Source organism: Micromonospora sp. U56, assembly GCF_018070095.1.
Classification (GTDB): domain Bacteria; phylum Actinomycetota; class Actinomycetes; order Mycobacteriales; family Micromonosporaceae; genus Micromonospora; species Micromonospora purpureochromogenes.
In genome coordinates, this window is the sequence record NZ_JAGPYL010000048.1 from 1 (window position 1) to 23594 (window position 23594).

Annotated in this window: 23 protein-coding genes and 1 pseudogene; 14 read left to right on the forward strand and 10 right to left on the reverse strand. The window is 68.8% G+C overall.

Translation table 11 applies throughout. The annotated features are described in order from the left end of the window. Positions 1-356: 356 nt before the first annotated feature. Both KBX37_RS17415 and KBX37_RS17420 read right to left on the reverse strand, forming a co-directional pair. Positions 357-1370 carry a hypothetical protein gene (locus KBX37_RS17415; RefSeq protein WP_210777002.1) on the reverse strand — a complete coding sequence of 338 codons (1014 nt, stop codon included), beginning with the start codon at positions 1368-1370 and terminating at the stop codon, positions 357-359. Positions 1371-1489: 119 nt separating this feature from the next. Next, positions 1490-2260, reverse strand: a complete 771-nt coding sequence (locus KBX37_RS17420) for a CBS domain-containing protein (protein ID WP_210777003.1) — start codon at positions 2258-2260, stop codon at positions 1490-1492. A 1507-nt stretch (positions 2261-3767) separates the two neighbouring features. On the opposite strand from KBX37_RS17420, the pseudogene KBX37_RS17425 reads away from it, so the two are divergent. Continuing rightward, positions 3768-4476: pseudogene (locus tag KBX37_RS17425) on the forward strand (IS6 family transposase). A gap of 184 nt (positions 4477-4660) precedes the next feature. On the opposite strand, the gene KBX37_RS17430 reads toward KBX37_RS17425, so the two are convergent. Then, positions 4661-5035, reverse strand: coding sequence for a hypothetical protein (locus KBX37_RS17430; RefSeq protein ID WP_210777045.1), 375 nt, complete (start codon positions 5033-5035; stop codon positions 4661-4663). An 836-nt stretch (positions 5036-5871) separates the two neighbouring features. Here KBX37_RS17430 and KBX37_RS17435 point away from each other — a divergent pair. Further along, positions 5872-6372 (forward strand): inorganic diphosphatase, encoded by a 501-nt coding sequence (locus tag KBX37_RS17435; RefSeq protein ID WP_210777004.1) that lies wholly within the window; start codon positions 5872-5874, stop codon positions 6370-6372. Between the two features lie 312 nt (positions 6373-6684). Here the strand turns inward: KBX37_RS17435 and KBX37_RS17440 are convergent, their stop codons facing one another. Beyond that, on the reverse strand, positions 6685-7779 hold the full coding sequence (locus KBX37_RS17440) for a nitroreductase (protein ID WP_307849103.1): 1095 nt from the start codon (positions 7777-7779) through the stop codon (positions 6685-6687). Between the two features lie 550 nt (positions 7780-8329). Between KBX37_RS17440 and KBX37_RS17445 the strand changes: the two genes are divergently transcribed. Together KBX37_RS17445 and KBX37_RS17450 are read left to right on the forward strand one after the other, a co-directional pair. Further along, a complete protein-coding gene (locus KBX37_RS17445; protein ID WP_210777005.1) occupies positions 8330-8521 on the forward strand; it encodes a hypothetical protein in 192 nt (63 codons plus the stop codon). Positions 8522-8868: 347 nt separating this feature from the next. Next, positions 8869-9324: a hypothetical protein gene (locus tag KBX37_RS17450; RefSeq protein WP_210777006.1), complete on the forward strand. Its 456-nt coding sequence runs from the start codon at positions 8869-8871 to the stop codon at positions 9322-9324. 150 nt (positions 9325-9474) lie between these two features. Here the strand turns inward: KBX37_RS17450 and KBX37_RS17455 are convergent, their stop codons facing one another. Genes KBX37_RS17455 through KBX37_RS35230 form a run of 3 tightly spaced genes read right to left on the reverse strand, consistent with a single transcriptional unit; the run spans position 9475 to position 11375 of the window. Beyond that, positions 9475-10371: a slipin family protein gene (locus KBX37_RS17455; RefSeq protein ID WP_210777007.1), complete on the reverse strand. Its 897-nt coding sequence runs from the start codon at positions 10369-10371 to the stop codon at positions 9475-9477. Next, positions 10368-10931 (reverse strand): DUF5994 family protein, encoded by a 564-nt coding sequence (locus tag KBX37_RS17460; RefSeq protein ID WP_210777008.1) that lies wholly within the window; start codon positions 10929-10931, stop codon positions 10368-10370. The genes KBX37_RS17455 and KBX37_RS17460 overlap by 4 nt, the downstream gene beginning before the upstream one ends. 3 nt (positions 10932-10934) lie before the next feature. Next, positions 10935-11375, reverse strand: a complete 441-nt coding sequence (locus KBX37_RS35230) for a lipopolysaccharide assembly protein LapA domain-containing protein (protein WP_307849104.1) — start codon at positions 11373-11375, stop codon at positions 10935-10937. A 184-nt stretch (positions 11376-11559) separates the two neighbouring features. On the opposite strand from KBX37_RS35230, the gene KBX37_RS17470 reads away from it, so the two are divergent. The 4 genes from KBX37_RS17470 to KBX37_RS17485 all read left to right on the forward strand — a co-directional run bounded on the left by KBX37_RS17470 (position 11560) and on the right by KBX37_RS17485 (position 14325). Beyond that, entirely contained in the window at positions 11560-12282 is a 723-nt protein-coding gene (locus tag KBX37_RS17470) for a GAF and ANTAR domain-containing protein (RefSeq protein WP_210777009.1), read from the forward strand. A gap of 95 nt (positions 12283-12377) precedes the next feature. Beyond that, entirely contained in the window at positions 12378-13106 is a 729-nt protein-coding gene (locus tag KBX37_RS17475) for a GAF and ANTAR domain-containing protein (protein ID WP_210777010.1), read from the forward strand. A 163-nt stretch (positions 13107-13269) separates the two neighbouring features. Next, positions 13270-14070 (forward strand): SigB/SigF/SigG family RNA polymerase sigma factor, encoded by an 801-nt coding sequence (locus tag KBX37_RS17480; RefSeq protein WP_210777011.1) that lies wholly within the window; start codon positions 13270-13272, stop codon positions 14068-14070. 69 nt (positions 14071-14139) lie between these two features. Continuing rightward, positions 14140-14325 carry a hypothetical protein gene (locus KBX37_RS17485; RefSeq protein ID WP_210777012.1) on the forward strand — a complete coding sequence of 62 codons (186 nt, stop codon included), beginning with the start codon at positions 14140-14142 and terminating at the stop codon, positions 14323-14325. A gap of 311 nt (positions 14326-14636) precedes the next feature. On the opposite strand, the gene KBX37_RS17490 is transcribed toward KBX37_RS17485, so the two are convergent. After that, positions 14637-14882, reverse strand: coding sequence for a hypothetical protein (locus KBX37_RS17490; RefSeq protein WP_210777013.1), 246 nt, complete (start codon positions 14880-14882; stop codon positions 14637-14639). Between the two features lie 159 nt (positions 14883-15041). After that, positions 15042-15191: a hypothetical protein gene (locus KBX37_RS17495; RefSeq protein WP_210777014.1), complete on the reverse strand. Its 150-nt coding sequence runs from the start codon at positions 15189-15191 to the stop codon at positions 15042-15044. A 425-nt stretch (positions 15192-15616) separates the two neighbouring features. On the opposite strand from KBX37_RS17495, the gene KBX37_RS35645 reads away from it, so the two are divergent. Further along, positions 15617-17239 carry a thiamine pyrophosphate-binding protein gene (locus KBX37_RS35645; protein ID WP_210777015.1) on the forward strand — a complete coding sequence of 541 codons (1623 nt, stop codon included), beginning with the start codon at positions 15617-15619 and terminating at the stop codon, positions 17237-17239. Between the two features lie 18 nt (positions 17240-17257). Here KBX37_RS35645 and KBX37_RS17505 read toward each other — a convergent pair whose 3' ends face one another. Beyond that, positions 17258-18352, reverse strand: a complete 1095-nt coding sequence (locus tag KBX37_RS17505; RefSeq protein ID WP_210777016.1) for a LuxR C-terminal-related transcriptional regulator — start codon at positions 18350-18352, stop codon at positions 17258-17260. 649 nt (positions 18353-19001) lie between these two features. On the opposite strand from KBX37_RS17505, the gene KBX37_RS17510 reads away from it, so the two are divergent. Genes KBX37_RS17510 through KBX37_RS17530 form a run of 5 tightly spaced genes read left to right on the forward strand, consistent with a single transcriptional unit; the run spans position 19002 to position 23594 of the window. Beyond that, positions 19002-20159 (forward strand): ABC transporter substrate-binding protein, encoded by a 1158-nt coding sequence (locus KBX37_RS17510; protein WP_210777017.1) that lies wholly within the window; start codon positions 19002-19004, stop codon positions 20157-20159. A 27-nt stretch (positions 20160-20186) separates the two neighbouring features. Then, entirely contained in the window at positions 20187-21077 is an 891-nt protein-coding gene (locus tag KBX37_RS17515) for a branched-chain amino acid ABC transporter permease (protein ID WP_210777018.1), read from the forward strand. Further along, a complete protein-coding gene (locus tag KBX37_RS17520) occupies positions 21074-22111 on the forward strand; it encodes a branched-chain amino acid ABC transporter permease (protein WP_210777019.1) in 1038 nt (345 codons plus the stop codon). The genes KBX37_RS17515 and KBX37_RS17520 overlap by 4 nt, the downstream gene beginning before the upstream one ends. Further along, positions 22108-22896 carry an ABC transporter ATP-binding protein gene (locus KBX37_RS17525; RefSeq protein ID WP_210777020.1) on the forward strand — a complete coding sequence of 263 codons (789 nt, stop codon included), beginning with the start codon at positions 22108-22110 and terminating at the stop codon, positions 22894-22896. Before KBX37_RS17520 ends, KBX37_RS17525 begins: the two co-directional genes overlap by 4 nt. Further along, positions 22893-23594, forward strand: coding sequence for an ABC transporter ATP-binding protein (locus tag KBX37_RS17530; protein ID WP_210777021.1), 702 nt, complete (start codon positions 22893-22895; stop codon positions 23592-23594). Before KBX37_RS17525 ends, KBX37_RS17530 begins: the two co-directional genes overlap by 4 nt.

The following is a 23594-nucleotide window of genomic DNA, read 5'->3' on the forward strand; positions in this document are numbered from 1 at the left end:
CCAGGACGGCATCGACCATTTCGAAGGGCACCTGCTGCGTCAACTCACCCAGATGACCCGGCGCGAACCGGCCGGCAGCCACCGCGATCGTCCGGGTAATGGCACACTGTTCCAACGGCGGGGCTCCCGGTCCAGAGGCTGTCTTGGAGTGACAAACCTCTATACCGAGACCCCGCCGCCCTCGTCCAACGACACGCCCCTTGACGAGCGCCCCAAACCCTTAACTGAGCGGCATTGCCTCTAACCCCGCTCAAAGCGCACACGTTGCAGTGCTTGCGGGCCTCCGGTCAGCCGCGGCGTCACTGGGCCTAGGCGCGCGAGGCAGCTGCCGGCTGACGTCCGGGCCGCGCAGGGCCTCATCCGGCGACGGGGGACGGGACCTCCCGCAGCCGGATGATGTCGAGCCCTGGAATGTCCGCCACGGCGTCTGCGATTCGGCCCGGCAAGCCGCTCCCATCCGGGAAGGGCAGCAGTACGACGACGGAGCCGCTCGGCAGTTCGTGCCACAAGTCGTCTAGGACAGGAGTGGCGACCACGCATTGCCCCGGCGCGAGGCCAGCCAGCACGCTCCGCCTGCCCGTTGCGGATAGGGTCGCGTCGATGACGGGGACCGGCGCCGACGCCGCCCCGGCGAGCTGGTCGGCGGTATAGATGGCGTCGGCGGGCGTGGGCGCGACGACGAGGCAGGGCCGGGACAGCGACGCGACTCCGGCGAGCGTGCGGCGCAGGACGTTCCGTCGATCGTCGTCGGGCGGCGCGTTCTCGATCCGGTCGAGGACCGCCCATACTTGGGTAGACAGGTGCTCGCCGGCGTCCGTGGCACGCGCCAGCAACCGGGCGTGCAACGACGGCAAACTGTTGCTCCACCGCTGGGGGTGCTCGACGCCGAGGTTCCGGAGCAGCGCCCGAGCCTCCGTGCGGAGTTCCAGTTCCTCGCGGCTCACCTCGAAGGGCACCTCACGCACGGTCGGGTGGCCGCGTTCGTGCAAGACCTCCGTGCCGACAGCCAGCAGCACCGACCATTGTGCCCAATGCTGCCCGTCGCCCTCAGAAACCAGGGCCACCACCTGTCGAGCCTGGTCAGCGAGCTCGACCGGCAGCGAGGAGGCTGGGTCGTCCCATATCAGCAGGTCGGGACGCACGCTTGCCAGCACCCGCCGGCTCGGTCCACTCCGCAGCCTGCTGAAGGTCGTCACGATCGCGCCATCGCGCAGGCGGTCGAGACTCTCCAGCAGTTCCAGCGCGTCGGAGGCGCCGGCGAGCAGTCGCACCACCACGTCCCGATCCGCGAGCCGGGCAGCCCACTGGCGGGCCTCTGCGACGCTCCGCGTCACCACCATCACCAGCGACGTCGGGGCGACGCCGGCCACGTGCAAGAGGACAGCGGTGCGGATGCCAGCGCCGGGAGGTGCGAGGACTACACCGGCCCGCGGGCACGATGGGTCCCGGAGCTTTTCCAACAGGTCTCGCTGATGCGCGTACAGGTACCTCACCGGCCGCCGCCGCTCATGATGGCGCGGCGCCGGACCCAGGTCACGGCCTCGGACAAGCTTTGCACCTCCTCGGGCAGGATCTCGCCACGGAAGTGGAACACCTTGTTCCTGATCTCGCGGACAGGTTCCAGGGTGACCTTCACGACCCCCCGGTTCCGCCCGAAGCGGTGCCGAAAGAACCGGCCGAAGTTGCCGTCGTGTAGCAGCACTGTGGTGAGCTGGGACCAGGTCAGGTTCTCCAGGCGGGGCTCCGCGACCTCTACATCCGCAGGCAGCGCTGCGGTGATCGACGCTGCCAGGTCGTCGGCGGCGCAGCAAGAGCTCATCAGGTCGCGTACGCCAAGCTCGATGTCCCGCAGCAGCAGGAACGGCTGGGTACGCCGCCACAGGAACCGGTTGAGATCGGCGGGTGTCACGACGGCGAGCAGCCGCTCCTCGTCGCCGACCAGGACCGCGTTGTCGATGGCCAGCGGCTCGAGCACTTTCTCCATCCGCTCCGACGACGCCACGAAGGGCAGATCCTCAACCAGATCGTCTACCGGCGCCGCCAGCGGGTTCTGCCCCGGGACATGCGGGAGGCCCCGGGCGAGTGACCGATGGCTGAACACCCCAACCACGTGGCCGTGGGCGGTCCGGACGGGCAGCTGGTCCACGTTGTGCGAGCGCATCAGGCGCAAGGCCTCGGCGGCTGACGTTCCCACCAGGACGTCAAGGATCTCCTGATCGTCGGGGACGAGCTCGCGAACCCGGACGAAACTGATGTCCATCCTTGGCACCGCCGCTGAGCCGATCACCGCGATGGTGCCAGCATGACAGGCGGCTAGTCCACTGGGGCCCGGGTCAGGCAGCGCTGTCGGTGATGGCCAGGAAGGCCAGGATGGTGTGGGCTGGCGGCGGCGACCGGCACCCCCGCGCACCCCGCCTTCGTCATGTCGGAGAACGCGCAACGCCTGGCCGACAACGGGATCCTGCCCTCCATGGGCTCGGTCGGCGACTCGTTCGACAACGCCCTGATGGAGAACTTCTGGTCGGGAGGCACGTGGTGACGCGGTCGCGACGGGCGTGAAGCCGGTACGGCGCACGGCGTACGGCGCGAAACGGATCCGCTGAAACGCTGGCGGCTGACGTTTGGACGGAAGGGCCGGGGCCGGCGCCCTTGGCGGTCGACTGCCTCGGGCGGCTCGGGAGTGGCGGTCCTTTGGGCCCCGGCCTTCCGCGCGGTGAAGATTATCGGCGCGCACTGACCCTCGGGCGCCGCTTATGGCGGATTTAATCCGCAAATAAGCTCGTTGATTAGCCATACCCACTTGCTCACGGAGGGTGTGCGGGGCGGTCGGTTCGCCGACGTCGATGCCGCCGGGGTCGGGGGCAGCGGGGTGGCGGGCGCCCGCGTCGCAGTAGAGGGGCCAAGTACCCCTGTCCGGCGCCCACACCGGCACGGTTTCTGCGCGACGAGAGGATGTGCCAGCCGGTCAGTTGCCGCTGGTCTCGCGGCCCGAGATTGGGGAGCAGGTTGGGAGCAACCGGGTGCACTGAACGGCGTCAAACAGCGCCCAACGGCACCGAACGGCACTCAACTGCACCCACCCCGACCTGCAGGTTTCCATTTCCGCAGGCCAGAGTCGGTGCGGCGTCCTGCTTCACACGCAGTGCTCAACGGCGCTGAACAGACTTCAACTGCGCTCTATCTCGCCTGGTGGGGAGTATGCGCAGGTCAGGGCGGTAACGAGTCTGCGGCCGGGGCGGGGCTTTCGCTGGGAGCAGGTTGGGTGCACGCTAACGAAGTGGTCATCCTTGCCGAAGTGCTCAAGCAGCCCGCCACCGGCCAAGGCCGTGAGCAGCAACGATGTGGCGATCTGGCGTGCTTGACCTCCCAGTGAAGACCGAAGTGGTCACTCTGCTGCGGCTCCGCGATCGACCCGCGTCGAAAGCGTGTCGAGCACCGTCCGCGGGCCAGGAGCGAACCTGCTGAATCGACGCCTGACTCTGCGGCCAAACGCGCAGGCGCGACATGGGTCCCACGGGCTGGTACTCCGATCCCACCGGCATTGCCCTGACCAGGGCTTCCTGCTCGGCGACCTCTTCAGCGTCCTCGAAGGAGTCAGCCGCCTTCTACGCACCGATGTGTCCGGCTGGCGGCCGGGGCCTAGAGGAGTGGAAGTATCGGTAGTCCAGCCACTCGTCGCCGCGGCCCAGTAGCAGCAGGCTGCTGTCGAGGCTCTGTTGCGTTGAGCGTTGGCGTGATCGAGGCAGGCTTGATCGGTGAAGTCGTTGGTGCGTCCTCGCTCGTGGCCGCCACCGAAGTCGGCGTTCGCTGGCTTCCGGTTCCCAACCGAGGTGATCGTCGTCGCGGTGCGCTGGTATCTGCGGTTCAATCTGTCCTATTGGGACGTTGAGGAACTTCTGGTCGAGCGCGGCGTGGAGGTCGATCACGTCACCGTGTACCGGTGGGTGCAGCGGTTCACGCCGCTGTTGGCCGACGCTGCCCGGTTCTGCTGCCATTCACCAGGCGATAGGTGGCACGTCGACGAGACCTACGTCAAGCTCAACGGAGTCTGGCGGTACGTGTACCGGGCGGTCGACCAGTACGGGCAGGTCATCGATGTGCTGGTCTCGGCGCGTCGGGACGCCGGCGCCGCGCGGAGGTTCTTCCGCCGGGCGCTATCGGCGTTGAAGGTGACACCCAGCGAGGTGGTCACCGACGCCGCCGCGGTCTACCCCCGCTGTCATCGACGAGCTGATCCCGTCGGCGTGGCACCACGTCGAGCAGTACGCCAATAATCCGATCGAGGCTGATCACAGCCAGCTCAAACGCCGGCTGAGACCGATGCATGGGCTGCGAACGGAGGAGACAGCACAGGTGATCATCGCCGGACATGCCTTCATGCAGAACGTTCGACGCGGCCACTACGAACTCGCGGTCGACGCCCCGCCGACAACGCGGGTCGCCGCTGCGTTCACCGAAGTCGCCCAAGCAATCTGACCGCGGACCCTGCCCAGGTTCAACCCGTCCACCGGTTCCACAACGCAACGGCGCCGTTCCTTGTCCTGGAGGCCCCGCAGGCAGGGACCAGGACGGCGGCGCGCCCTGGTCCCGCTGCTGACGTCACTGGCGAGGCCGACGACGTGTCATGGTGGCTCTGGCTATCTGACGGGCTCGCCGGGAGTCACCCGCGTCGCCGGAGTCGTTGCGCAAGCTTCCGCAGCCGCTGCTGGTTGTCGGGCTTGTTGAGCTGCTCACGCGCTTTGCGGGTGAGCCGTTGTCCTTGCGGGTTGTGCAGGAATGTGCGGATGCGGTCGACCATGGGTGTCATGCTGGTTTCCTTCCTATCGTGGATCTTCGTGCCGGCGGCGGGGCGTTCGCCGGAGTCGGGTGAGGGCGGGGATGGGTGCGCGGCAAACCGGCGCCCGACGCTGACACGGGTGGCTGCTTCCCTCATTGCTGTCATCACTGTTCCGATCCACGCGCCCAGGATCGGGGCCCGGTTCCGCCGCGCGGTCGGAATCATGGCAGCCAGGCTGCCCCCGTCGGTCTTCCACACGTCCCGGGCAGGCTGTTCGCGCGGCTGATCCAGGCGGCGCTCGCCAGGGTGGGGGGCGCCTGGCTGGGTGGGGCCTGCTGGGGCCCGCGGCGGCGCTGTGGTGGCCGGGTCTGCCGGTGCGTTTCGGGTGCGATTGACGGACATGACATCCCCTGGGGTAGGGCCGGTGTGGCTGGCACCTCAGGAATGGGATGTCGTCGATTCCGGGATAACTCGATCGTACGCTTGTTCGGCCTGGCGCGCTTGGTGCTACTTGGGGGTCGTGGCCGCAACGCCCGCTGATGTCTCGTCCCTGCATACCGGACACGCCGCGTTCGACAGCGCACACATCTATCCAACCCGGCATCGTCGGCCCGCAAGCACCGGGCCTCAGCGGACGAGGCAGACCGGGTGTCGGACCGGACCAGCCTCGCAAACAGGAAGGAGAACACGATGGCAACCCGTCCGATCTCCACGGTCCAGCCCGTCGCGCCCCGCGAAGGCCCCACCGCGCGAAATGCACCGCGAACGGGTCCGGCGCGTCATACGCCGCCGCGCCGGCCGCATCCGGGGACTGCTCTTGGTCCTCGCCCTGCTCCTACCTCTGTTGATCACTCGCTCCTGGGCGAACTGACCTACCACAGCGGTCCCGCGTCGGTCGGAGGCCGGCGGGCCCCAACCGCGGCGGAACACTCTCGAGGTGCCTGCGTTCGCCCGCCGAACCAGCCGTTACAGCTACTGGCCCGCCGCGTTGTTGTCGGTGTTCGACACTCGCACGGCAGCGAGATCGGCGTGTTCATCACCGACCAGGCCGATAGCCGGTCACCGACTGAAGGTCCGAAGGGCGGAGCAGCCGCATGGAGTTCGACGTCACCATCGAGATCCCCAAGGGAACCCGCAACAAGTACGAGATGGATCGCCAGACCGGCCGGATCCGGCTGAACCGCACCCTGTTCACCGCGACTCAGTACCCGGCCGACTACGGCTTCATCGAAAACACCCTCGGCGAAGACACCGACCCCCTCGACGCGCTGGTGCTGGTACAGGAACCGACCTTTCCCGGCTGCCTCATCCGATGCCGGGCCATCGGCATGTTCCGGATGCGGGACGAGAAGGGGCCCGACCCAAAGGTGCTGTGCGTGCCCACGGCTGACCCTCGCCTCGCGCACCTGGGCGACATCACGGATCTGGAACACTTCCACAAGCTGGAGATCCAACACTTCTTCGACGTGTACAAGGACCTGGAGCCGGGCAAAAGCGTCGACGTCGAACGCGGGATCTGGGCAGGCCGGACCGAATCTGAGGCGGAGATCAGACGCTCACAGGAACGCGCCCGCCAGCCGACCTCTGCCAGATGACCACGCCAGGCCGAGCCCCCCGGAGCCTTCGTCCGCCTACTCGCCGTCCGGCCGAGCGTCTGGTAGCGCCGTTCAGGTATGCCGTACGGGTGGCGGAGTAGGCTGATGGAAGCGTTTGCTCCAGACCCCGGCGGCGTGCTGAGCGTCGATTACCGGGAGGATTCGTGAGCAGCATCGATTCGACCATCGCCCAGGTGCGGCCAGGGTCGCAGCACCGTCGCGGCAGCGATTATGCCGAACTGTGACCCGAACACCGAGGTGACCGAGTCGGCCAGGCGTTGTCCGGACGTGCGGTGATCGTGCCGGTACTGGTTAGCGGGGTGTCGGTGGTGATGCGGGGTCATGTCGGCCGCCACCCTTCGGGCCGGAGGGCCTGTCGTCTTCAGCCGGGCCGGGACGAGATGCCTTCGGCGTCGGCCGGTCGATGCGCTGCTGGGCGGGCAGTCGCGGCGCGTGCGGCGGCCCGGGGTCGTCGGTGTCGAGCATTCCCAGTCGCAGCACCAGGTACGGATGCCCGAGGTCGGCCACCAGCCGCCGCACCGACTGGCGGGTGCCGGCCACCTCGACGGCGGCGCTGAGCGGCAGGACGGACACCCCGAGCTCGACCGCGGTGAGCCAGGCCGACGACAGGGCTTCACCCGCGCGCAACCAGTCCACTGACTGGTCATTGGGACCGTAGAGCACCCCGTACACGGCATTGCGGTCGTGCCCGGTGCTCACCGGTAGGTCGCCGTGGTGGCCGAAGTCGCGGCCGGGCACGGTCGTCTGCGGAGCACGGAGGGGAATCGTGTCGTCGGGAACACCGGTGCCCGCTGGTCGGGTGCCACCGGTCCAGCACGCCAGCTCCGCCTGCCACGCCGGATCGGCGGTCTCCGTCTGTTGGGCGTGACTGGCTGCGGCGGCGAGGTCCAGCAGTTGGTCTGGTCGCAGGATGTGCAGCCACGCCCCTTCGGCCTGCACCGCGGCGGTGACGGCGCGCAGGTCGTCGGGTCCGACCGCCGGGCCGCTGACGGGACGGCGATCGGTGTGGCGCAACCGGATGGTGTGCGTACGGCGGACCGCCCGCAGTTCGACCGGCGCCCGCCCGACGACGCGCAGGTGCGCGAGATGGCCGGGGTCGGTCGGATCTGGCATCCGGGTCACGATGGCGCGCCAGCCTTGCGCGGCCAGGGCGATCCGGGCGTGGTGCAGAGCGGCTCCGCAGCTCAGTGTCGCGAGCCGGCTGTCAGGGTCCGTGACGGCGAACGTCCGGGCGCGGTCGGCGAAGAGGTCCAACCGGGTCCCGCCCACCCGCCACCGCCATGGCTGGGTGTTGTGGATCGACGGCGCGTAGCCCGCCACGGTTGCTGCTCCGACCAGCGCCTGGATCACGGCCCGAGCGTCGGTCGGTTGAGTCTGGGTCGGCACGACAGCGTCCCTTCGTGGATCTCTATGTCGTCTGGCGAGGCCGGTCACGCACCTCGCGCGGCTCATGACGGGCGCGGCCCGAGGCCCAGCGGTTGGTGGCATCGGTTCATCGCGCCCGGCGCGACCGGCGAGGCCGGCGGCAGGAGTGGTCCGCGAGGTAGCGCCGCGATTGCATCCCAGAACGGGGATCGGGCCGTCGTCGGGGCCCTAACCGAGGGCGCGTGCACCAGCGGTGGACTGTCAGCCACCGGGGTCCCGAGCGACACCCGCAGCCTACGCTCCCACACTGCCGGCGGCGATGATCGGATCGAACCCGCTTCCCCACCAGCCCGGCTGATTCGCCCCGGTCAGCGCGAAGCCTTTCCCGCTGACTGCGCGTATGGTGAGGGTGTCGCTCGGGCCCCCGGTGGCTGACCGCCCGCCGCCGTCGATCCGCTCACGAGCCGACCAGATCCCGTTGCTGTCGCACTGCGCTGTGCGCGGCCGGCCGACCGGTTGTGGCACCGATTCGCTGGCCCGACCACGTGACCGACACGCGGCCGTTCGCGTCGTGGGACTGACCCTGGGTCTCGCCTGGGGTGCGCTGTTCGGGATGGCGTTCGCCGCGGCCGGCTATGCCCTGACCGGCGGGCGTCGCGATTTCACATCCAGGAGTGCCACCGTACCCAGTCGTTTCGAGGTTCTCGTCGCCGCTGGGTACGGCGACCGGGCTCGCACCGTGCTGGAGGGCACGGCGCGCTGACCCGGCCGTGACCGCGGCCCCACCGGGAGCCACAGGTGGGGCCGCGCGGGCTCTCGGGCACCGCGCTGGCCGCAGCAGCGCCGGCGTCTAGCAGGTGTCGGCCAACCTCTGCCGGGTGCGGATTTGTGGTGGCGCCGGGTCAGCGGATCAGGTGGACGAACCTGGGTGGCGATGGGGGAGGGAGCGGTGGCGTCGACATGATCGCCACGGCCTTGCTGGAAGCCCCACGCGTCCGCACGGGCTGCTCCCCGCCGAGCCGCGACCGCGATCGGTGGACGCCCGATGCGCTCCGTGACCTTACCGGTGGCGTAGGGTGAGAGACGCAGCAGCCGCCCTGGTCCCTGGTGGTGCCCGAACCGCAGGCACACCACCAGGAGCATCGGATGTCTGTCCCACGCATCTACGTCGTGCCGGGTACTGAGTCCGTCAATGATCTCGTCAAGCGGATCGCCGACCGCGACCAGGCCGCTTTCCGCCGTTTCCACCGTCGTCTCGTCCGCGCCGTCTTCACGCAGGTGTGTGAGAGCCTCGGCAGCCCGGCGCTCGCCGTGGCGGTGACCCGGGCGGTGTTCGTCGAGGTGTGGCGGCTCGCGCCGATGCCCGCCTCCCGCCAGCTCGACGGCACCGCCTGGGTGACCGCCATCGCCGCTCGCCGGGCCGCAGACCGGCTCCGCGGGATCAACGGCCCTACGCCGACCCTCGGCACCGCCTATGACGATCTCCTCGGTCGCGAACTCGCCGTCGCGCTGGGAACCATACCGCCGGCACAGCTCGGAACTTCCTTCCGTACACCGACTGACTGACCGCCGCTTGCCGCCAACTGACTCGCGGCGCGCTGTCAGCCGTCGTGGCCGCACATCCGATCCTCGGGTTGGTGATCAACCGGGTCGTAGCCGATCGCACCGGCGCTGACCCGGTGACCGGCGGGGTCACCGGGCCGGCGCCACGTCCGGTCAGCGCACCGGTATCGGTGCGGCCTCCGGTTCGGGCTCGCTGGTCACGCGTCGCACGGCCGGCACCGTCACCGTCTCAGGGGCCGGCGGCCGGGTCGCGGCGGTCGGTGCCGGCGTGCTGGCGGCGGGCGTGACGCGGTCCAGGAAGCGCAGGAGTTCGACGGGGAACGGCATGACGAGGGTGCTGTTCTTCTCGGCGGCGACCTCCACGACTGTCTGCAGCAGTCGCAGTTGCAGGGCGGCGGGGTCGGCGGCCATGGTGGCGGCGGCCTGGGCGAGTTTGGTGGCAGCCTGGTATTCGCCGTCAGGGGCGATGACCCGGGCGCAGCGTTCGCGTTCGGCCTCCGCCTGGCGGGACATGGACCGCTTCATGGATTCGGGCAGCGCGACGTCCTTGACCTCGACGCGTTCGACCTTCACACCCCACGGTCCTTCGGTCGGTGTGTCGATGATGCTGGTGAGTTCGGAGTTGAGCTTGTCCCGGTCGGAGAGCAGTTCGTCGAGGTCGGCGCGGCCGATCACCGCGCGCAGCGAGGTCTGGGCAACCTGGGATACGGCGTAAAGATAGTTCTGCACGTTCACCAGAGCCTTGACGGGGTCGACGACGCGGAAGTAGACGACCGCGTCGACGCGTACGGAGACGTTGTCGCGGGTGATGCCGTCCTGGGCAGGAACGCTGAGGGTGGTGATCTGCAGGTTGACCTTCACCAGCCGGTCGACGCCGGGGACGATGAGGGTCAGCCCCGGGCTGCGGCTGCCCTCCTGCACCCGGCCGAAGCGGAAGACCACCCCGCGTTCGTACTGCTGAACGACGCGCACCGCTCGGGCGGCGGTGATGAGGCCGATGATGCCGATCGCCACGATCGCGATCACGATGGTTGTCGCTAGAGCGTTCATGCGGGCACTCCAGTGCGGGGACGGGTGGTGGATTCGGTGTGGCCTCGGTGGATTCCGCCCGACGCGGGGCTGCCGCCCTCGTTGTCCCACACCGCGTACGCGTCGGAGCTGGTCGTCGTTGTCGCGTCCTGCGGGGTCGGTCCGGTGGTGAGGATGTCGGGTGCGTGCCTGAGGTTGGTCGGGTCGGCGGCGGTGGCCATGGCCCGCTCGGCTGCCTCGGGTGTCGTGCCGGGTGGCACGACGAGCAGGTCGACCTGGTCGTCGCGGCCGGTGGTGGCGACCAGCAGGGCCGGGTCGAGGGTGTCGAACCAGCCGATCCGGACCACGTCCGGTCCGACCGCCAACCGGCGGATCCGGCTGTCCCAGGCGTGGATGTTGAGCATGATGTGCCGGATCCGGCCATGCCGTTCAGTCAGGGCGAGGACGAGGCCGGGGAGTTCGGCCACCGGGTCCCAGGAACGCGGCCACCATCCGCCGTCCAGGACCGTCCGGCCCCTGGTGGGAGCGAGGGACAGTCCGGGCCGGGAAGGCGGCGACGGGGGGATCACGGTGGTGGGCATGGCTCACCTGTCCTGGCGGTACGAACGCTTCGGCGTAACGCGGGCGGTGCCGGTCACCGTCGGGGAGAGCGGACCGGGCCTGGGTCGGGCGTCGGGGTTTCCGGCGGGACGGCGTTGGAGCATCCGGAGTTGCACGATGCGGGCGGTGCCGGGGAGGGCGACGAGCAGGATCCCGAAGACCGCGGCCAGCAGCAGAGCTACGCCCATGGGCAGGTGCCCGTGCGCGCCGAGGAACGACACCTCGGCACGCTGGCCGTTCTGCGCGTCGGGCGGCCAACACGGGGGACCTCGATCGGTGGGGTGCGTCCGCCGGCGGCGAACTGTCAGCCACCGGGGTCCCGAGCGACAACTACCATCGTACGCTTCTGCGGTCCCGGCGGCGATCGTGTCGGCGATCGCCTTGGCGCCCCGCGCCGCCCGCCAGGAGTACGGTGAGAGCGTCACCCGAGACCCCGGTCAGCCACACGGTATCTGTCCGCTTCGGACGACCCGGGTCGGAGCCAGTCTTGGACGAGCAGATCAGCGGGACCAGTCCCCGCTTGCGAGTCGCTTCTCGCACCCGCGTGCCTGTGCTCCGACTGACCGCGTCCGATTGTGGTCGCGCGGCCGATCCCGGTACGGCGAACCGATGAACTCCGATCGCAGGATCCGGCTGTGGACCCTGGTCATGGACGTGGCCCGGGGCGAGACGGTCGCGGTCGAGCACGTCTGCGCCGCGTCGGTGGCGGTCGCCGGCGTCGACTCTGCCGCCGTCGCGGTGACGCTGCGCGCCACCCCACGCGAGGTGCTGTGTGCCAGTGACCGGACCGCGTCGGAACTGGAGGACCTGACCCTCACCCTCGGTGAAGGTCCGTGCGTGGACGCGATCAGCGCCGGCCCGCATCTGGTCGCCGATCTGGCGGCGCCGGAATGCCTGGCCCGTTGGCCGGTGTTCGCCCCGGCGGCGGTGCTCGCCGGGGTCCGTGCGGTGTTCGCGCTGCCGCTCCAGGTCGGCGGGATCCGTCTCGGTGTACTGGACCTCTACCGTGCGCGGTCTGGCGGCCTCGACGGCGAGCAGCTGACCGACGCCCTGGTGTTGGCTGACACGGCGTGCGCGGTGCTGCTCGATGGCGCGCGGCCGGACCGGGACGAGCGTTGGCCCGAGCAGGCCGGTCTGCAGCATCCCGAGGTGCACCAGGCCACGGGGATGGTCACGGCCCAGTTGGGGGTGACCGCGGCGGTGGCGCTGATCCGGTTACGCGCCTTTGCCTACTCCCACGGCCGGCGGCTGCGGGATGTGGCAGGTGACGTGGTTGCCCGCCGGCTGCGTTTCGACTCCACCGACGACGCACGGGATGGCGGGGCCGGCTGAGAGTCCGACCGCGGCCGTCGCGAGGCGGCGGCGCCGACCACGGCCCCGTACCGCCGGAGAGCCGGCGGGACTATGGTACGACGAGGGTGAGTGACATGGGCGAGAGCCAGCTGGCGGACGTGTTCGTGGAAATGGCCGACACTCTCGTCGACGATTTCGACGTGATCGAGTTCCTGCACGTGCTGACCGAGAGGTGTGTCGAACTGCTGGGTGTGTCGGCGGCCGGGCTGCTCCTGACGGACCAGCGGGACACGCTGCAGGTCGTCGCCGCCTCCTCCGAACGCACCCGACTGCTGGAGCTGTTCCAGCTCCAGACCGACCAGGGTCCCTGCCTGGACTGCTTCCGTACCGGTCAAGCGGTGTCGGTCGCCGACCTGCCAACCGCCAATCGCTGGCCAAGGTTCACCGCCGCCGCGGCCGAGGTCGGCTTCGCTGCGGTGCACGCCCTGCCCATGCGCCTGCGCTCCGAGGTCATTGGCGCGCTGAACCTCTTCGATGTCCGGCCGGGGGCCCTCGACGAGGGCAAGCTCCGCATCGGCCAGGCGCTCGCCGACGTGGCAACCATCGGACTGCTGCAACAGCGCGCCATCCACCGGCGTGACATCCTCGCCGAACAGCTGCAGACCGCACTGAACAGCCGAGTCCTGATCGAGCAGGCCAAGGGGGTCCTGGCCGAACGCCTCCAGGTGGACGTGGGCGAAGCCTTCGCGCTGCTGCGCGACGGCGCCCGCAGCCGCAACCGGCGGCTGTCCGAACTGTCCCAGGCGATCGTCGACGGTTCCGAGCAGTTCGCGCCAGGAACGGCAGCCAACTTGTCCGCCTGACTGCCCGGTCAGGTCGATGCCGCCCGACCGCCACCGCCGGGCCTGTCCCGCCGGCCGACTTCCGGCGGTGCCGATTGGCACGATGAGGCGTACGGTGATGTTGTCGCCCGGGACCCCGGTGGCCGTCAATTTGACCGCCACCAGCCGTAAGGGGCGTTGAACAATGGACATCCCCACCCCGACGGCGACGACCGTTCCCCGATATCCGCCGGCGGATGAAGTGCCCGTGACGAACGACCAGCTGTTGCGTCGACACGCTGCCCTGGCCTGCGATGATCCTGGTCGCACGAGGCTCCGGGATCGGATCATCGAGGGCAGCCTCCCCATGGCCAGCCGGCTGGCCCGCCGATACGTCGGACGTGGGGAGCCCTATGACGATCTGACCCAGGTCGCTGCCCTTGCCCTGGTCAAGGCCGTCGACGGATTCGACGTCCACCGGGGCGTGCCGTTTTCCTGTTACGCGGTCCCCACGATTCTCGGTGCCCTCCGCAGGCACTTCCGCGACACGGCATGGGCGATGCGGGTCCCGCGCCGCGCACAGGAGCTGAACAGCATGGTGGGAGCCGTCACGGGGGACCTCACGCAGCGGCAGGGCCACCACCCGACCGCCGCGGAGCTCGCCGACCACCTCGACGTGAGCATCGAAGACGTGGTGGTCGCCCTCACCGCATCGCAGGCCTACCGCCTGCCATCCCTCAACGAGCCCCACCTCGGAGCCGATCACGTCGAGACCATCGAACTCATCGGCGCCGCCGATCCCGGCTACGCGCGCGTGGACGACCACCTGACCCTCCTGCCGTTGCTCGCCGACCTTCCCCTGCGTGAGCGCCGGATTCTCACCATGTGGTTCTACCGCCACATGACCCAGACGCAGATCGCCACCGAGGTCGGACTGTCACAGATGCACGTGTCCGGGCTGCTGAAGCGTTCTCTGGCTAAGCTCAGGGCCGCCCTGCCCAGCTGACGGGCCACCCCGTCCCGGTCGCATTCGATCGCCCGGAGGAGAGCGTCAAACGATCACGAAAGGACCTCGATGGCAGTTGATCCGTCCGTCACGACCGAGTCCTCCGTCATCCGCACAGGGGGATCCAGCCCGGTGCGGCTGGGCGTACGGGTGAAGCGGGCCGTCGAACGGCGCTCGGGTCGGGTGCGGGTGATCCTGCTCGTGACCGTTCTGCTCCTGCCGTTGCTGTTGACAACGCTGTTAGCTGACCGCTGACCGGGCACAGACCCGCCCTGAGCTTCTTCCTGGCGCTCGCCACCTGGTGGCTGCTGGCCCAGCTGCTCGCGCGGCGGACCCTCAACCGTGAGGCGCTCAGTGGTTCCGTGCCCGCCGCCGGCTGAGTTCGCAGGTGTGGCTGGAATGGTGTCACGCGGCCGGTGTCCTACCCCACTGGCCCAGTCCCTGGGCCGGACGGTGTCCCACCGCAGACCTCCGGCCCATACATCGCCCGGCAGGCGCCCCGGTCGCCTCGCCCACGCTACGACAAGATCAACTCAACATGCATCGTGGACACAAATTTCTCGAAGTCACGGAGGCTGGTCAGCTTCGGGCTGGTCTTCGGTGGTTTCGCAAGGAAGTTGTCCATTTTTTACGAGAAAGCGAACTGCATAGTTGGTCAAAAGGCAGCCAACCAACCATGAGAGAGCCGCAACGACGACTAGGTCGAAAAATAAAATATTCGTCATGCGACCAAGGGCCCATGCAAGCGTGGCGATCACGCCAGCTGGCCATGTCAGCCACTGCGGTCGCACTTCATCAAGTTCCGTATCCATACGCGCACCACAAAATTTCTGAGCCTCCCCGCATTCTCGGGACTGCTCTTCTTCGAAGATCAGGCCGCGGCTGCGGCCGGCTGTAGGGTCGTTCTAGCCGATCGGGGACAGGTTGCCAAGGCTTGAGTGGCGGCGGCGTGGGTTGTACCAGGCCTTGGTTCAGCCGAGGATCGCCTCGGCCAGCTGGTGGGGGCTTGCCCACGGCTGGCGCTCAAGCAGCTCGCGCTGCATCGAGCCGAAGCTCAGAGCCAGCGAGGCCGCCCAACGCGTCGCCGTCGCCGCGACCGGCAGCACCTTGACGAGGTCCACGGGCATCGCCGTCGTGCTGTCCCCGAAGATCCTCGGCTACGTCTGTGATATCCGCCGTTCCCGCCGGCAGGCCAGTTCTCCAGCTACATCGGCACCTTGCCCCTGGACGCCTCCAGCGGTAACCGCAACCGCGGCTGAGCCCCGGACACCATCGTCGTCTGCAAATCCCGACCCCGGCTCCGACGGGTCTACTGCCTGCGCAGACTCAGCGAGCCGAAGACCGCAGCCGAAGCCCGCCGGTCCCGGCTTACCCGTCCAGATCTCCGGTCGACCGGCATTGTGCCGGGGCCGGGGATTTGACCCGTTCGGGTGTCCCCCGGTCATGTGACCGCAACTAGCGTCGCGCAAAGACGGGCGCGTCGCGGATCCCCGGACCAGAGCGACGAACAGGCGCTGGTGCTGTCCGGGCGACAGGTGGTGCCCAGGTGAAGTTCAACGACGTCCTCGCCCATGCCCTCAGGTTGCACGGCGTCGAGGTGATGTTCGGCGTCATGGGCGACGCCAACATGTACGTCGTCGACTCCTTCCACTGCAAGGAGGGCGGCCGGTTCGTTGCGGCAGCCAACGAGGGCGGGGCGGTGCTGATGGCTGCCGGGTACGCCGCCGTGTCCGGACGCGTCGGTGTCGCAACCGTCACCCACGGCGCGATCGCGAACTGCGTGAGCGCCCTCTTCGACGCGGCCCGCGGCCACCATCCGCTGCTGGTCATAGCCGGCGACACGGCCAGGCACGAGGCCTTCCATCTGCAGAACATCCCGCAGCGCGACGTCGTCGTCCCGACCGGCGCGGCGTACTGTCAGGTCCGCTCGGTCGACACGGCGGCCGCCGATCTGGCTGCCGCGCTAGGGCAGGCCGTCGCGGAGCGGCGTCCTGTCGTGCTCGAGGTGCCCGCGGACTTTCAGCAGGCCGACACCACGATTGCAGCCGGCAGGATCCAGCAACTGGTCAATGGGGTGCTTACGCCGTCAGCCGAGGACCTCGAAGACGCTGCCGCTCTGATCGCCGGCGCCAACCGACCCCTCGTCATCGGCGGCCGCGGTGCCGGCTCTCCGGGCACGGCCGGGATGCTCCGCCAGTTCGCCGAGCGGATCGGTGCGCCGTTGGGCACCACTCTGCGCGGCAAGGGGCTTTTCGCAGGCGACCCCTTCGACATCGGCATCGTCGGGACCCTGTCCCACCCGGTTGCCTCGGACGTGATCGGCCGGGCCGACTGTCTCGTCGTCTTCGGCGCGGGGCTGAATGCCCTGACCACGCTGAAAGGGGAGTTGCTCGCGGGCAAGCGAATCGTCCAGGTCGACACCAACCCGGCAGCCCTCGGCCGTTACTTCCCGGTCGATGTGGGGATCGTCGGCGACGCGGCGAGGACCGCGGCCGGCCTGAGCGCCCTCCTCGACGAGGCGGAGGTGCCACCCGCCGGCTTCCGGCGCGACGACCTCGCGCGCCGCATTGCGGCCTGGCACGAGGAGGACAAGGCGGCGGCCGACAGCGATGGTCCGCTCACGCTCACCGGCGTGCTGCACCGGGTCAATGAAATCGTGCCGCGAGAGCGCACGCTGGCCATCGATGGCGGCCGGTTTTCGCACGAGGCGCTGCGGATCCTGGACGTCGACCACCCGTGGAACTACGCACACTGCCTCAACGTCGGCCACATCGGGATGAGCGTCGGCTACGGCATCGGCGCCTCGCTCGGCCGGCCGGGTGTGCCGGCACTTGTGGTCGCGGGCGACGGTGGCTTCATGCTGGGTGGACTCGCCGAGTTCAACACCGCCGTGCGCAATCACCTCGACGTCGTGGTCGTCCTGCTCAACGACGGTGCGTACGGGGCGGAGTACTACCGCTTCGTTGGGCAGTCGCTGGACCCTGCGTTGACGATGTTCGATTGGCCGGATTTCACGGAGGTGGCGACTTCGCTGGGTGGTACGGCGGTGCGGGTCGCGGAGTGGGGGGACTTCAAGCGGTTTGCCGAGGTGGTGCGCCGGGGTTGCGGCCCCGTCCTGGTTGAGGTCCTTCTGGACGTCGCCGCGATCCCGGACCCGGGCTTGCACTGATGTGGTGCCAGCTGGCCGTCAGCTGGCAGAGGGGCGCCCCGAATCGCGGCCGCCCGACGCCCAGATCATCTGGACCAGCTCCGCGCGATTGCGCACGTCCGTCTTGGCGAACACCCGCTTGAGGTGCTGCTTGACGGTGTTTTCGCTGATGAAGGCGCGGTCGGCGATCTGCTTGGTGGTGAGCCCCTCGCTGACCAGCTGGGCGATCTCCTGCTCGCGCTTGGACAGCACCTCCCAGCTCGGCAGGGTGCGGGCGTCCTGTGGGCCGCCGCAGTCGAAGATCAAGGTGACTGCCGCGCCCTGGGTGTCACCGAGCCGGTAGCTCTTGACGATCCTTTGGCTCTGGGTTCTCGGCTCGCGGATGCTCTGAATGTGCACGCGCTTGCCGTTGACCCGGAACTCCTCCATCGCCTCGGCGATGCTCTGTTCGACTGATGGGCCGCGATGGGGCCCGGGAATGCTGGGACGCAGCAGATCCGGGTCGTTGCGGGCGGCACGGTTGCGGAAGAGCACCTGGGCCTCGAGGTCGGTCACGATGACTGCCTGCGGAAGTCGGTCGAGAGTGCTCTCCATGATGCTCGCGCGGTGACCGGTCATCTCGAAGCGGAGCGCTCGTTCGGTGGCAAGGCCGAGCTGCTCGCTGATGATGCGCGCTGAGACCAGATCCTCGTCACTGAAGGCCGGCTGGTTGCCGGGGCGGGCGAAGTTCATCGTCCCAAGGAACATCCCGGAAGCGACCAGAGGTGCCTCCAGGGAGTGGTCCAGACCAGCGCTGCCGAGCGCTGACCGGGCGCCGCTTGCCTCCCAGACCTGCTCTGGCACCGCACGGCTGGAATCGATCGGCCGCCGTTGGCGGAGCACGAAGTTGAGGACGGGGTCGTCGGTACGCCCGTAATCCTCGTAGTGCTCGAGGAAGGCGCCCTGGGCATCGGAGCGGACGTCGAGCACTTCACTGGACTCGTGGTGGAGTCGGTACATCCCGACCGAGTGCGCGGGCAACACGGTGCGCACGGCCGTCACGAAAGTGTTGCTGACCTCGTCGAGCGTCAGGGCGGACTGCAGCGCCGCGGCAAACTGATGCCGCGCGGCAGCCGGCGATGACATGTCACCCATTGGTGCACCCACCCTTCGACCGTGCCCCCCCTACCCAGGGTGGGCGAACCCGTCGACAACGGCTTTGGCCGCCTATCATGCTTGTGAGCTGCCAAAAGCGGAAGGGTTACTGGCGAGTAGGGCTCACCCGGAGCGGGTGGTAACTGGGTAACAGCGTTGCGTCATGCGCTTGCTGGTCGGACGCGTGACAGCGAGCCTGCGGGCGACCAGGAGCCCATTTCAGCGTCCTACCGGGTCGGTGGTCCACCCTGTCGGCGAGCTGCTATCAACGCTGTTGCCGCTCCCTGAGTCCAGCCAGAACAGCCAACACCGGCGCGCTGCTGGTCGATGACGTGCGGCACCAGCCCGGCGTCGACGTGGAGCTTTGTCCGTAAACGCACGACCGTGGCGGGATGACGCATTTCCTCGCGCCAGCATGCCCGAATTTCCGCACCAACCAGGCTTCAGGACCGGCGACCTGGAGTAACCGATCAGTTGCACCGCGCTGCGTCAAGCGGAATCCACCCGTTTGGGTAAACCACTCGCGTTCGAAGCTGCCTAGCGTCGTCCCTCAAAGCCGACGGGCGCCTCTGCCGTCCCTGCCGGCGCTCCCATTCCATAGACGCCCTGGAGGCAACTCATGAGGAGATGGCGCAATACGGCACTGGGAGTGGTAGGGGCCCTGCTGCTGACCAGCGTCGCGACCGCGTGCGGCGGAAGCTCGCTCGGCAACAGCTCTCAGCGGTCCGACAGCGGCAAGGTGAAGGTCGGCGTGCTCGTCTCGCTCTCCGGTGTCTACGCCTCGGTCGGCAAGGACATGAAGAACGGTTTTGACCTCTACCTCGAGCAGCACGACAACAAGCTCGGCGGTCGGACGGTCGACCTGGATGTCGTCGACGAAGGTTCGGAGCCGCAGAGCGGCGTCGCCGGCGCCACCAGGCTCGCGCAGCAGGACGGCGTGGATCTCGTGGCCGGGATCGTCTCCGGCCCGACCGCGAGTGCCAGCCGCGACATCTTCGATGCCGCAAAGGTGCCGGTCCTGATGGGCAACACCGGTTCGGTCGCCCTCGGCAAGAAGCTCAAGTCCGACTGGATCTGGCGCGCGTCGTACGACAACGGTGACCCCGGCCGCCTGCTCGGCAAGGAACTCGCCGCCGACAACTCCGCGGGGAACGTGTTCCTGATCGGCGCGGACTACTCCGGTGGCCACGAGACACTCGATGGTTTCAAGGAGACCTTCCCGAAGGACCGGATCGCCGGGGAGCTGTACACGCCGTTCGGCAAGACGTCGGACTACTCGCCCTACCTGGCCAAGATCCGCGCGTCCGGTGCGAAGAACGTCTTCTGCTTCTACGCCGGCGGCGAGGCCATCGAGTTCACCAAGCAGTTCCACCAGTTCGGCCTCGACAAGTCCGTGAAGCTCTACAGCGCCGGGTTCCTGACCGAGGGCACCGCCCTGGACGCCGAGGGCGACGCAGCCCTGGGCGTGATGAACGCCAGCCGCTACAACTGGGACGTCGACAACCCCGAGAACAAGCAGTTCGTCGCGGCGTACCAGGCGAAGTTCAACCGGCTGCCCACCGTCTACGCGGCCAACATGTACGACATCGGCATCCTGCTCGACCAGGCGATCAAGTCGATCGACGGCGCGGTCACGCACGACAACCTGCGAAAGGCCATCAACGAGCTGGGCGGCGTGAACGGTGTGCGCGGCAAGCTGGAGTTCGACGACACCAACACGATCAAGCAGCCCTTCTACCTGGTGAAGGTGGACAAGACCGCCGAGGGGCTGCGCAACGTGATGGTCAAGGACCTCGGCCGCTCCTGAGAGGATCGAAAGGGCGGGAGACAGCTGATGGACTGGTTCGTCGACAACGCCGGCGTGCTGCTGAACGGCGTCGCCATGGGGCTGCTGCTGTTCATGATGGCCGCTGGACTGACGATCATCTTCGGACTGCTGGATGTGTTGAACCTGGCACACGGGGCGTTCTTCCTGACCGGTGCCTACCTGGGATACCGCATCGCCGGTGAGGCGACGGCCACCTGGGGAAGCTTCTTGCTGGCCGTGGTGGCGGCCGTCGTACTCGGCGCGGTCATGGGCGTAGCGCTCATGCTCATGACCGCGCCTCTGGTCGCCCGCGGCCACATGGACCAGGCGTTGCTGACCCTGGGCCTCGCGCTGGTCATCAGCGAGCTGCTGCTGCTGATGTTCGGCAAGGACGACCATTCCGTGGCCGCGCCGGCAGGGCTGGCGCACTCGACGTCGGTGCTCGGCAACTCCTACCCGGTCTACCGTCTCGCGCTCATCGTCGTGGGCGCCCTGATCGCCGCGGGCGTCTGGTACCTCCTCGAGCGGACTCCGGCCGGCGCCGTGGTCCGGGCTACCGTCGCCGACCGCCAGATGGTCGAGGCGGTCGGCATCGACGTCCGCAAGGTGATGGTGGTGACCTTCGCTGCTGCCACCGTCCTCGCCGTCCTCGGCGGAGTGCTGGCAGGCCCGGTGAAGGGCGCCACCGCCGGACTGGGGGACGAGATCCTGTTGCTGGCGCTCGTCGTGATCGTCATCGGTGGGCTCGGCTCGGTGCTCGGAACCTTGCTGGGCGCCCTGATCATCGGTCTGGTCCAGAACGTCGGCGTCATGCTCGCGCCGCAGTTGGCGTCGTTCACCATGTTCGCGGCGATGGTGCTGGTGCTGACCTTCCGGCCCCAGGGCCTGATCCCATCCGCGACGGCGGTGTCCCGATGACCGCCGCGCTGCGGGCCCGGCTGCTGCCGGCCACCGTCGCGGTGGTCCTGGTCGCCCTGGCACTGCTACCGATGATCGGGGCCAGCGTCTACGCCGTGGTCGTGCTGACCAGTGTGCTGTCCTATGCGCTGCTGGCGATGTCCATCAGCCTCGTCGCCGGGCACGCCGGACTACTGACCCTTGCCCACGCGGCGTACGCCGGTGTTGCCAGCTACGCGGTGGCGCTGCTCTCGCGCAACGTGACCAGCGACGCGCTCCTGCAGTTGGTAGCGGCGGTGGCCGCCGGCGCGGGTGTGGCCGCGCTGTCCGGGTGGATCGCGGTACGCGCCTCAAAGACCTACTTCCTGATGCTGTCGCTGGCGATCGGTGAGCTGCTGCACGTGCTCGCGCTGCAGTGGCGCGGTGTCACCCACGGCAGCGACGGTTTGTCCGCCGGTCAACCCTTTACGCTGTTCGGTTCCGGACCCGTGGTGCTGAGCGGCTACGTCTACTGGCTGGCCCTCGCGGTGTTCTTGGTCTTCGGCGGTCTCGTGCTCGCCGTCGCCCGGTCACCGTTCGGCGCCGCTCTGCGCGGTATCCGCGACAACGAGCCCCGGATGCGTAGCCTCGGGTATCCGACGTCCTGGTACAAGTACGGGGCCTGGGTGCTCTCCGGTGCTGTCGCCGGTGCCTCCGGTTGGATCGCCGTGGCCCAGCTGCCGCGGTTCGTCGCCCCGGACGCCCTCTCCTTCCACGTCGCCGGCCTGCTCCTGCTCGCGGTGGTCATCGGCGGCCTCCAGTCCATGTGGGGCGCCTGTCTGGGTGCCGCGGCCGTCGCCCTGATGACGAACGTGGTGAGCCAGGACCTCGGCGGCCACGGTCCGTTGGTGCTCGGCATCCTGTTCCTGATCGCTGTCTATCTCCTTCCACGCGGTTTGGCCGGGATCGGCAAGGGCCGCCGCGGACGGCCCGGCGCGATCGTGCCCGACGACGAGGACCACCCGGCGCCGGTTGACACGGGCGCCGACGAGTCACCCAGGACGGTGAACGCATGAGCGACGGCACGTCACCCGCCCTCGCCGTGTCGGCACTGACCAAGAGCTACGGCTCCGTGGTCGCCGTCGACGACGTCACGTTGGAGGTAGCCGATGGGCAGCGGCTTGCGGTGATCGGGCCGAACGGCGCCGGCAAGTCGACGCTGTTCGCGCTCGTCGCCGGCACCCTGCGCCCGACGGCCGGCGCGGTCTCGCTCTTCGGCGAGGACGTGACACGGCTTCGCGACCACCAGCGTGCCCGTCGTGGGCTGGTGAAGACCTTCCAGCACTCGAGCGTCTTCACGGCCATGACGCTCCTGGACAACGTGCTGCTCAGCACCCAGCGCACCCATGGTCGCGCAAGCCGCCCCTTCGGCCGCAGCACCCGGCTGGCGGTCGAGGCCGCCCGTCGGTCGCTCGAGCAGGTGGGCCTGGCCGACCGCGCCGGCGTCCTCGCCGGCTCGCTGTCGCACGGCGAGCGCCGTCAGCTGGAGGTGGCCCTCGCCCTCGGCGTGAACCCCAGGGTGCTGATGCTCGACGAACCCACCGCCGGCATGTCCGCGGCGGAGACGGAGCGGTTCGTGCAGCTGATCTCCGGACTTCCCCGCGAGATCACGGTGCTGATCATCGAACACGACCTCGACGTGGTGTTCTCCGTCGCCGACCGCGTCACCGTGATGCACCTTGGCGCGGTGATCGAGAGCGGTACACCGGATGAGGTCCGCGCCTCGGAGCTGGTACAGCAGACCTACCTCGGTGCCACCCCCGAATCTTCAGATCTGACGCAGGGAGGGACGCTGCGATGAGCCTGCTGGTCTTGGAGGATGTCGCCGGCGGGTACCCCGGAACCCGGGTCCTCGACGGCGTCGACCTGACCGTCGACGAGGGGGGCGTGCTGGTGCTGCTCGGGCGCAACGGCGTCGGCAAGAGCACGCTCGTGCACACCCTCATGGGGATGCTTCGAGGCACCGGGTCGATCAGCTTCGACGGCAAGCAGCTACTCGGTCTGCCCACGCACGCCGTTGCCCGCAGCGGTCTGGCACTGGTGCCGCAGGGTCGCCGCGTGTTCGCACCGCTCACCGTCGACGAGAACCTGCGCATCGCCGCCGCGCACGCCCGCGACGGGCGGTGGACCCCGCAGGAGATCTACCGACTGTTCCCGCGACTGGAGGAACGCCGCCGCAACTGGGCCGGGCAGCTCTCCGGTGGCGAGCAGGAGATGCTGAGCATCGGCCGCGCGCTGGTCACGAACCCACGCCTGCTCATCATGGACGAGCCGTCCGACGGTCTCGCCCCGTCGATCGTCAACCTCGTCGGTGACGTCATCCAGTCGCTCGCAGCAGAGGGCGTGACGGTGATGCTCGTCGAGCAGAACCTCGCACTCGCCCTCCGGGTCGCGGACCAGGTCGCCGTGATGAGCAAGGGCCGGGTGACGTTCAACGGACGGCCGGACGACCTGAGGCACGATGCCGCCCGGGTGCGCGACCTGCTGGGGGTGGGCTGA